This window comes from Staphylococcus sp. Y174-1, assembly GCF_049897865.1.
Taxonomy (GTDB): Bacteria; Bacillota; Bacilli; order Staphylococcales; family Staphylococcaceae; genus Staphylococcus; species Staphylococcus saprophyticus.
Window position 1 is genome coordinate 84,514 of sequence record NZ_JAFCXB010000005.1, and the last position, 8,558, is coordinate 93,071.

7 protein-coding genes and 1 other RNA gene are annotated in these 8,558 nt (G+C 35.8%); all 8 read left to right on the forward strand.

Going from position 1 to position 8,558, the window contains the following annotated elements; all coding sequences use genetic code 11:
* The first annotated feature begins 257 nt into the window (after nucleotides 1-257).
* The 8 genes from treP to recR all read left to right on the forward strand — a co-directional run bounded on the left by treP (nucleotide 258) and on the right by recR (nucleotide 8,035).
* Nucleotides 258-1,685, forward strand: a complete 1,428-nt coding sequence (treP, locus tag ACP7BT_RS12420) for a PTS system trehalose-specific EIIBC component (protein ID WP_041079865.1) — start codon at nucleotides 258-260, stop codon at nucleotides 1,683-1,685.
* An 89-nt stretch (nucleotides 1,686-1,774) separates the two neighbouring features.
* Nucleotides 1,775-3,409 (forward strand): alpha,alpha-phosphotrehalase, encoded by a 1,635-nt coding sequence (gene treC / locus ACP7BT_RS12425; protein WP_041079866.1) that lies wholly within the window; start codon nucleotides 1,775-1,777, stop codon nucleotides 3,407-3,409.
* 25 nt (nucleotides 3,410-3,434) lie between these two features.
* Nucleotides 3,435-4,160, forward strand: a complete 726-nt coding sequence (gene treR / locus ACP7BT_RS12430) for a trehalose operon repressor (RefSeq protein WP_011303885.1) — start codon at nucleotides 3,435-3,437, stop codon at nucleotides 4,158-4,160.
* A gap of 106 nt (nucleotides 4,161-4,266) precedes the next feature.
* An RNA gene (gene ffs / locus ACP7BT_RS12435) (signal recognition particle sRNA large type) lies at nucleotides 4,267-4,536 on the forward strand.
* Between the two features lie 188 nt (nucleotides 4,537-4,724).
* The gene (locus ACP7BT_RS12440; RefSeq protein WP_002484226.1) at nucleotides 4,725-5,255 is read left to right on the forward strand and encodes a GNAT family N-acetyltransferase; all 531 of its coding nucleotides are present in this window, start codon (nucleotides 4,725-4,727) and stop codon (nucleotides 5,253-5,255) included.
* A gap of 59 nt (nucleotides 5,256-5,314) precedes the next feature.
* Entirely contained in the window at nucleotides 5,315-7,027 is a 1,713-nt protein-coding gene (gene dnaX / locus ACP7BT_RS12445; RefSeq protein WP_041079867.1) for a DNA polymerase III subunit gamma/tau, read from the forward strand.
* Between the two features lie 89 nt (nucleotides 7,028-7,116).
* A complete protein-coding gene (locus ACP7BT_RS12450) occupies nucleotides 7,117-7,434 on the forward strand; it encodes a YbaB/EbfC family nucleoid-associated protein (RefSeq protein ID WP_002484224.1) in 318 nt (105 codons plus the stop codon).
* Between the two features lie 4 nt (nucleotides 7,435-7,438).
* On the forward strand, nucleotides 7,439-8,035 hold the full coding sequence (recR, locus tag ACP7BT_RS12455) for a recombination mediator RecR (protein ID WP_002484223.1): 597 nt from the start codon (nucleotides 7,439-7,441) through the stop codon (nucleotides 8,033-8,035).
* Nucleotides 8,036-8,558: the final 523 nt, after the last annotated feature.

Consider the following 8,558-nt stretch of genomic DNA (forward strand, 5'->3'; position numbering starts at 1 on the left):
TTATATAGAAAAAAAGATGTAAGGTCATTTCCGTAAATTTATCAAAGAAGTACATGATTATGACGTAACCATCTATAATTTGAGCCCCCCTAATAACGCCAACTCATTGTTATAGGTGGTTTTGGTTTTAAATATTTGGATTGTAGCCCTGTAGTCGACGAGCAAAACACCCTTTTATGAAAACCTTTACAAAACTTGTATAGACAAGTTATACTTCTAGTAATATCTAAAGTTTAATTATAAGGGAGTGAATCATCATGGCTGTTAAAAAGAAAGATGTACAAGATATCGTCGAAGCTATTGGGGGCAAAGACAACTTGGACACAGCAACACATTGTGTGACACGTCTAAGACTGGTCTTGAAAGATGATGATAAAGTAGATAAAGATAGATTGAGCAATAATGATTTAGTGAAAGGACAATTTAAAGCAGACAACCAATACCAAATCGTTATTGGACCTGGCACAGTAGATGAAGTTTACAAGCAATTCATCCAAGAAATAGGTGTCAGTGAAGCATCTAAGGATGATGCAAAAGCGGCAGCGGCGAAGAAAGGAAATCCGATTCAAAGGTTGATTAAGTTATTGGGAGATATCTTTATACCGATTTTACCTGCAATCGTAACTGCTGGTTTACTGATGGGGATTAATAACTTACTGACGATGGAAGGGTTATTTGGTCCAAAGCCACTGGTAGAACAATTTCCGCAGCTAGGTGATATTTCGAATATTATTAATGTCATTGCAAGTACAGCGTTCATATTCTTACCCGCGTTAATCGGTTGGAGTAGTATGCGTGTGTTTGGTGGGAGTCAAATTCTCGGTTTGGTTTTAGGCTTGATTTTAATGAATCCACAGCTTGTATCACAGTACGATATAGCAAAAGGTCATATTCCAACCTGGGATATACTTGGTTTAGAAATTAAGCAATTAAACTATCAAGGACAGGTATTACCGATCTTGCTTGCTGCATATGTATTAGCGCAGATTGAAAAATTCTTAAATAAATTTGTGCATGATTCAATTAAAATGTTGGTCGTTGGACCTGTAGCACTATTGATTACAGGGTTCTTAGCATTTATTGTTATTGGTCCTGTTGCGTTATGGCTAGGTACTGGCATCACAAATGGCGTAACATTTGTGTTTGAACATGCTGGTTGGTTAGGTGGTGCCATCTATGGTTTGTTCTATGCACCATTAGTTATTACTGGTTTACACCATATGTTCTTAGCAGTTGATTTCCAATTAATGGGTAGTCAGCTTGGTGGCACATATCTGTGGCCAATTCTTGCAATTTCTAATATCTGCCAAGGTTCTGCAGCATTTGGTGCTTGGTTCGTTTATAGAAGACGTAAAATGGTCAAAGAACAAGGTTTAGCAATGACTTCAGGCGTTTCAGGTTTCTTAGGTGTCACAGAACCTGCACTATTTGGGGTGAATTTACCACTGAAATATCCATTTATCGCCGCGATTTCAACTTCTTGTATCTTAGGTGCAGTATTAGGTGCGACGCGTGTGCTAGGTAGTGTTGGTGTTGGTGGTCTTCCAGCATTTATTTCAATAAAAAGTGAATACTGGGGAGTATATTTAGTAGTGACAGCTATAGCATTTGTAGTTCCTGCCATATTAACAGTATTCCTATCAAGATTTAGTAAAGAAGAAGCGAAAGAAATGGTTGAAGAATAGGCGTCAACGACAGAGAAGTACAATTAAACTCGCTAAAATTACTTAGCGGGTTTCTTTTTTAAAATATTAAAAGTAGAGGTGGCAATAATATGCAACAAAATGATTGGAGAAAATCAGTCGTTTATCAAATTTATCCGAAGTCATTTAATGATACGACAGGTAGTGGTGAAGGTGACTTACAAGGAATTATTGAAAAATTAGATTATATACAATATCTCGGTGTGGACTATATTTGGCTAACACCGGTATATGAATCGCCTATGAATGATAATGGTTATGATATTAGCAACTATTATAAAGTGAATGAGAAGTTTGGGACAATTGAAGATTTAGAAATGCTAGTGGCTGAAGCGCATAAAAGAGATATCAAGGTTATGATGGACATCGTGATCAACCATACGTCAACAGAGCATGAATGGTTTAAGCAAGCATATGCTGATAAAAATAGTCCTTATAGAGATTATTATTTCTTTAGAAGATCGGCAAATGAAGAACCACCTACGAATTGGGAATCCAAATTTGGTGGAAATGCCTGGAAATATGATGAAAAAACGGATGAATATTATTTACATTTATTTGATGTGACACAAGCAGATTTGAACTGGGATAATCTTGAAGTCAGACGTGTGCTATACGACATCATTAATCACTGGATTGATTTTGGAATAGATGGTTTTCGATTCGATGTCATTAACCTCATTTCAAAAGGTGAATTTAAAAACTCCGAAAAAATCGGCAAAGAATTCTATACAGATGGTCCACGTGTTCATGACTATTTACACGAAATGAATCAGCAAACATTTGGTGATAAACAATTAATGACTGTTGGCGAAATGTCTTCGACAACCATAGATCATTGTGTGAAATATACTTCGCCTGAACGACAAGAATTAAGTAGTGTGTTTAATTTTCATCATCTTAAAGTAGATTATGTAGACGGAGAAAAATGGTCGAATGCTAAATTAGATTTTCATAAGTTGAAAGACATTCTAATGGAGTGGCAACTTGGTATTTATGAAGGTGGCGGTTGGAACGCGATATTTTGGTGTAATCACGATCAGCCTCGTGTCGTTACGCGTTTTGGTGATGACACATCTGAACCACTACGTAAACAAAGTGCTAAGATGCTAGCGACTGTACTGCATATGTTGCAAGGGACGCCATATATTTACCAAGGCGAAGAAATTGGTATGACAGATCCAGGCTTTAATGACATTAAACAGTATCGTGATGTTGAATCTTTAAATGCTTATGACAAAATGAAAGCAGCAGGATATGAGGAGCAAGAAATTTTAACTATTCTTGGACAAAAATCACGTGATAATTCTAGAACGCCTGTTCAATGGACAGCAGGTGAACATGCTGGTTTCACTTCAGGTACAACATGGATTGATATCCCTAATAATTTTGATAAAATAAACGTTGAAGCAGCTGTTGAAGATGAACAATCCATACTTCAGACATATCGACATTTAATTCAATTACGCCATGAGCATGACATTATTACTTATGGAAGTATTGAACCACTATACATGGATCACAATGAATTGTTTATATATAAACGTCATTATAAAGGTGAAACTTGGATAGTGCTTGCAAACTTTTCAAAAGAACGCATAGAAATACCAGAAGGATTAAAGTTAGATGGCGAAGTCATAGTGCAATATGGCCAGTTGATAGATGGAAAGATTGATGGATTTGGCGTCATAGTAGTTGCACATTAATCTATAAAAGGCAGTGAGCGAAACGATGACACAGAAGAAATTTATTACGATATATGAAACATTGCGGAAAGATATTATTGAATCACGTATATCGTATGGTGCTCAATTGCCATCGGAACATGAATTGGTAGAATCTTATCAGGCATCACGTGAAACTGTACGTAAAGCGCTAAATTTACTCGTTAGAGAAGGCATGATACAAAAGATTCGAGGGAAAGGTTCTATTGTTATTTATCAAGGTGTAACAGAATTTCCTTTTGCTGACTTAACCAGTTTTAGAGAAGTGCAACGCGGACTAGGTTTACAGCATGACACAGAAGTGAAGATGATCGAAAGCATTACTGCGGGCGATGTTCCGAGAGTCAAAGAAGCTTTAAATATTAGTATGAATACTGTCTTATGTCATGTGGTACGTACTAGAAAAATAGATGATAGAGTAAAAATCATTGATGAAGACTATCTAATAGAAGAAATTGTGCCGAATGTTACAGCGGAAATTGCTACAAACTCTTTATATCAATACATTGAGGAAACATTAGGGTTGGAAATTAGTTATTCAAACAAATCCATAACATTTGAACCGTTTGGAGAGATGGAGTATGAAGTGTTTGGTGAAATCAATCCAGCCTATACAGCGACGGTACGTGGCATTGTTCATTTAAAAGACACTACGATATTTCAGTATAATATTTCTAAACATTTAGCGACCGAATTTAAATTCAATGATTTTTCTAGACGTCATAAACTATAAATGTACAATGATAAGACTGATGTGTGAAGGATTTTTAAAGGTTTTACTAGCCATGCAAAAGGTAATACTTGCATTCTAATATGAGATTATAGTATGATATATCTTGCCGTGCTAGGTGGGGAGGTAGCGGTTCCCTGTACTCGAAATCCGCTTTATGCGAGACTTAATTCCTTTGCTAAGGGTGCGTTTTTGTGAAGTCTGCCCAAAGCACGTAGTGTCTGAAGATCTCGGTCCTATGCAATATGAACCCATGAATCATGTCAGGTCCTGACGGAAGCAGCATTAAGTGGATCATCGTATGTGCCGTAGGGTTGCCGAGATTTAGCTGTCGACTTTGGTAACGTTTGTGATACGCATTCGAAGCGAAGGTGCACGGTTTTAATTTTTAAAACTAATGAAATCATATACATATATAAAGAGTGACTTATCTTTTGATAGCGGTCACTCTTTTTTTATATTAAAATATAAACAATACTTTGATGGCATATTGGAACCGTCTTAAAACTTGTTGGAAATCGATGTTATGACATTAAAGTCTTGAACTGAACGTTTGGGGGGAAACCAATGCAAATATATTTAAGTACGCTAACTGAAAATGATTATGACACAAGCTTGAAAGCAATCGAAGCAGCATTTGCAGATGTTACAGAGTCGAATCATGATGAACAAAATTTGGTAGCTAAACTGAGGAACGCACCTGAGTATAATTATGAGCTTGAAGTGGTAGCTAAAAATAATGACGGTGATGTGGTCGGTCACATTATGCTATCTGAAATAACAGTCATTAATGGAACGAAGCGATATACTGTTCTGGCATTAGCCCCACTATCAGTATTGCCGGAATATAGAAATAAAGGCTTGGGTAAGGCGTTGATACAAGCTGTAGAAGAACGTGCGAAAACACAAGACTATACAACCATTATAGTGCTAGGTGACCCAAAATATTATAATCAGTTTGGATACGAACCAGCAGCAGATTATGACATAACATGTCCATTTGACGTGCCTTCAGAATATTTCATGGTAAAATTCCTGTGGGATCAACTATTAGAACAGCCTCAAGGTGATGTCGTGTACTCAGAAGCTTTTAATTGATATTCAAAGTACGAAGTTCAATGCTATAATAGTTTGTGAATGCAATTGGAGGTGCGAAAGTGAATTATCAAGCTTTATATAGAATGTTCCGACCGCAGAGTTTCGAAGATGTTGTAGGTCAAGAACATGTAACTAAAACACTACGCAATGCAATTTCAAAAGAGAAACAATCCCATGCATACATTTTCAGTGGTCCAAGAGGGACAGGTAAGACAAGTATTGCGAAAGTGTTTGCGAAAGCAATTAACTGTCTTGAACGTTCAGATGGCGAACCGTGTAATGAATGCGCAATTTGTAAAGGGATTACACGAGGGACTAACTCAGATGTGATTGAAATTGACGCTGCGAGTAATAATGGTGTAGATGAGATTAGAAATATTAGAGATAAAGTAAAATATGCGCCGAGCGAATCAAAGTTTAAAGTTTATATTATTGATGAAGTGCATATGCTAACTACAGGTGCTTTCAATGCATTGCTTAAAACATTGGAAGAACCACCAGCACACGCTATATTTATCTTAGCAACGACAGAACCACATAAAATACCTCCGACAATAATATCAAGAGCTCAAAGATTTGATTTTAAAGCGATAAGCCAGGAAGAAATTGTGGAAAGATTAAAGTTTGTAGCGGAATCGCAAGCCGTTGAATATGATGAAGCGGCATTAAACTTTATCGCCAAAGCATCCGAAGGTGGTATGCGTGATGCATTGAGTATCATGGACCAAGCAATTGCTTTTGGAGATGAACATTTAACGTTAGAAGATGCATTGAATGTTACTGGTAGTGTAGATGCGAAAGCTTTAAATGAATTATTTAAGGAAGTTGTAGAAGGTGATGTGAGAAACGCCTTCTCTACGTATCATCAATTCATCTCACAAGGTAAAGAAGTAAATCGTTTGATTAACGATATGATCTACTTTGTCAGAGATACAATCATGAATAAGACATCTAATGAAGAAACTGAATATGATGCGCTGATGCATTTTGATTTAGAAGTACTTTACAAAATGATTGATATCATTAATGATACACTCGTTTCTATTAGATTTAGCGTAAACCAAAGTGTGCATTTTGAAGTCTTGTTAGTAAAAATCGCAGAAATGATAAAAGAAAAACCAGAAAGTGTTCAAACATTAACGACTACAAGTGTAGCAACAGAACCAAACAATGATGTGTTACTGCAAAGAATGGAACAATTAGAAAGTGAATTAAAAACACTTAAAGCGAATGGTGTAACAACGAGTGCGCAACCACAACAATCAAAACGTTCTACAACTAAAAGTAGTCAGTCTAAAAATGCATTTTCTATGCAGCAAATTGCTAAAGTATTAGATAAAGCTAATAAAGATGATATCAAGCAGCTTAAAGATCACTGGCAAGAAGTGGTTGATCATGCTAAAAGTAATGATATGAAGTCATTGGTCAGTCTTTTACAAAATTCTGAACCGGTGGCTGCAAGTGAAACACATGTACTAATTAAATTAGAAGAAGAAATTCATTGTGAAATCGTGAATAAAGACGATGAAAAACGTGAAAATATCGAAAATGTTGTTTGTAATATTATAGATAAAACCGTTAAAGTGGTTGGCGTACCTGCAGACCAGTGGATGCGTGTGAGATCAGAATACCTTCAAAATAGGAAGCAAGGTACATCAGAAGATACACATAACAATGGTACGGATACAACAGAACCTGAAGAAGTAGACGTAGTTCAGAAAGCGAAAGACCTATTTGGTGAAAGTACGGTAAATATCATAGATGAAGAGTGATACATGACAATGATTAAAAAGGCATGTATAATGAAACGAAAGATGAATGATATTCAATATAATATATAAGTTTTAAGGAGGATATATTTATGCGCGGTGGCGGAAATATGCAACAAATGATGAAACAAATGCAAAAAATGCAAAAGAAAATGGGCGAAGAGCAAGAAAAGCTTAAAGAAGAAAAAGTACAAGGTACAGCTGGTGGCGGTATGGTTACTGTAACAGTTTCTGGTCATAAAGAGGTGCTTGACGTGGAAATTAAAGAAGAAGCGGTAGACCCTGATGATATTGAAATGTTACAAGACTTAGTAATTGCTGCAACGAATGAAGCAATGAATAAAGCTGATGAACTTACACAAGAACGTTTAGGTAAGCATACGCAAGGCTTAAACATCCCTGGAATGTGATCATATGCACTATCCTGAACCAATTTCGAAACTAATTGACAGTTTCATGAAACTGCCAGGCATTGGGCCAAAAACAGCTCAACGTCTGGCGTTTCATGTATTAGATATGAAAGAAGATGACGTTGTACAATTTGCTAAGGCATTAGTAGATGTGAAACGAGAACTTACTTATTGTAGTGAGTGTGGGCATATTACAGAACAGGATCCTTGCTATATATGTCAGGATAAACAACGAGATCGCTCGGTTATTTGTGTAGTCGAAGATGATAAAGATGTTATTGCAATGGAAAAGATGAGAGAATATAAAGGTTTATATCATGTCTTGCATGGATCTATTTCGCCGATGGATGGTATTGGACCAGAAGACATCAATATCCCTAGTTTGATTAACCGACTCAAAGATGAAGAAGTTAAAGAACTTATATTAGCGATGAACCCTAATTTAGAAGGTGAATCGACAGCGATGTATATATCTAGATTAGTAAAACCTATTGGAATTACTGTCACTAGATTAGCTCAAGGTTTGTCTGTTGGTGGCGATTTAGAATATGCTGATGAAGTTACATTATCTAAGGCTATCATGGGCAGAACAGAGATGTAATATGGTTAAAATACAATATGAAGTAAGCGATAAAGCTATCTTAAACAGATAGCTTTATTTTTTTGTAAATAAAATTAAAAAAATGTAAAAGAAATCAAAGTATGGTTATTGAGCAGTAAATCTATGATAAGTGTAGTGTTACAATCTTTAAATTGTCTAAAACCGTACTTTAACAAATATATGTATAAGGAGGTTTGCTTTTTGATGAAAACGTAATGAAACCACGGAGTTATAGTGTAAATTTTACCGTTGTTAAAAGTAAATTAAGCGTGTATAGTATTATCTTGTCGGACGAAACAAAACGACAAACACAAAAACGAAATGAAAAACACAACGAAAAATAATTTTTAAAAGTTCTTGACTTTCTGAGTCAAAGCGAGTAAAATTAATTCTTGTGATTGAAGAAATGAACATTGAAAACTGAATTGCAATATGTCAACGTTAATTCCGAACGCAACATTAAATTGTTGGTTCAAAACAAGTGTTAGAGATAACACAAATTAGTATTTTATGAGCTAATCAA

Bases quoted from the DNA above. Each gene is read 5' to 3' on its own strand.
- treR (WP_011303885.1), top strand. From the start codon at position 3,435: ATGACACAGAAGAAATTTATTACGATATATGAAACATTGCGGAAAGAT.
- ACP7BT_RS12450 (WP_002484224.1), top strand. From the start codon at position 7,117: ATGCGCGGTGGCGGAAATATGCAACAAATGATGAAACAAATGCAAAAA.
- treC (WP_041079866.1), top strand. From the start codon at position 1,775: ATGCAACAAAATGATTGGAGAAAATCAGTCGTTTATCAAATTTATCCG.
- recR (WP_002484223.1), top strand. From the start codon at position 7,439: ATGCACTATCCTGAACCAATTTCGAAACTAATTGACAGTTTCATGAAA.
- treP (WP_041079865.1), top strand. From the start codon at position 258: ATGGCTGTTAAAAAGAAAGATGTACAAGATATCGTCGAAGCTATTGGG.
- ACP7BT_RS12440 (WP_002484226.1), top strand. From the start codon at position 4,725: ATGCAAATATATTTAAGTACGCTAACTGAAAATGATTATGACACAAGC.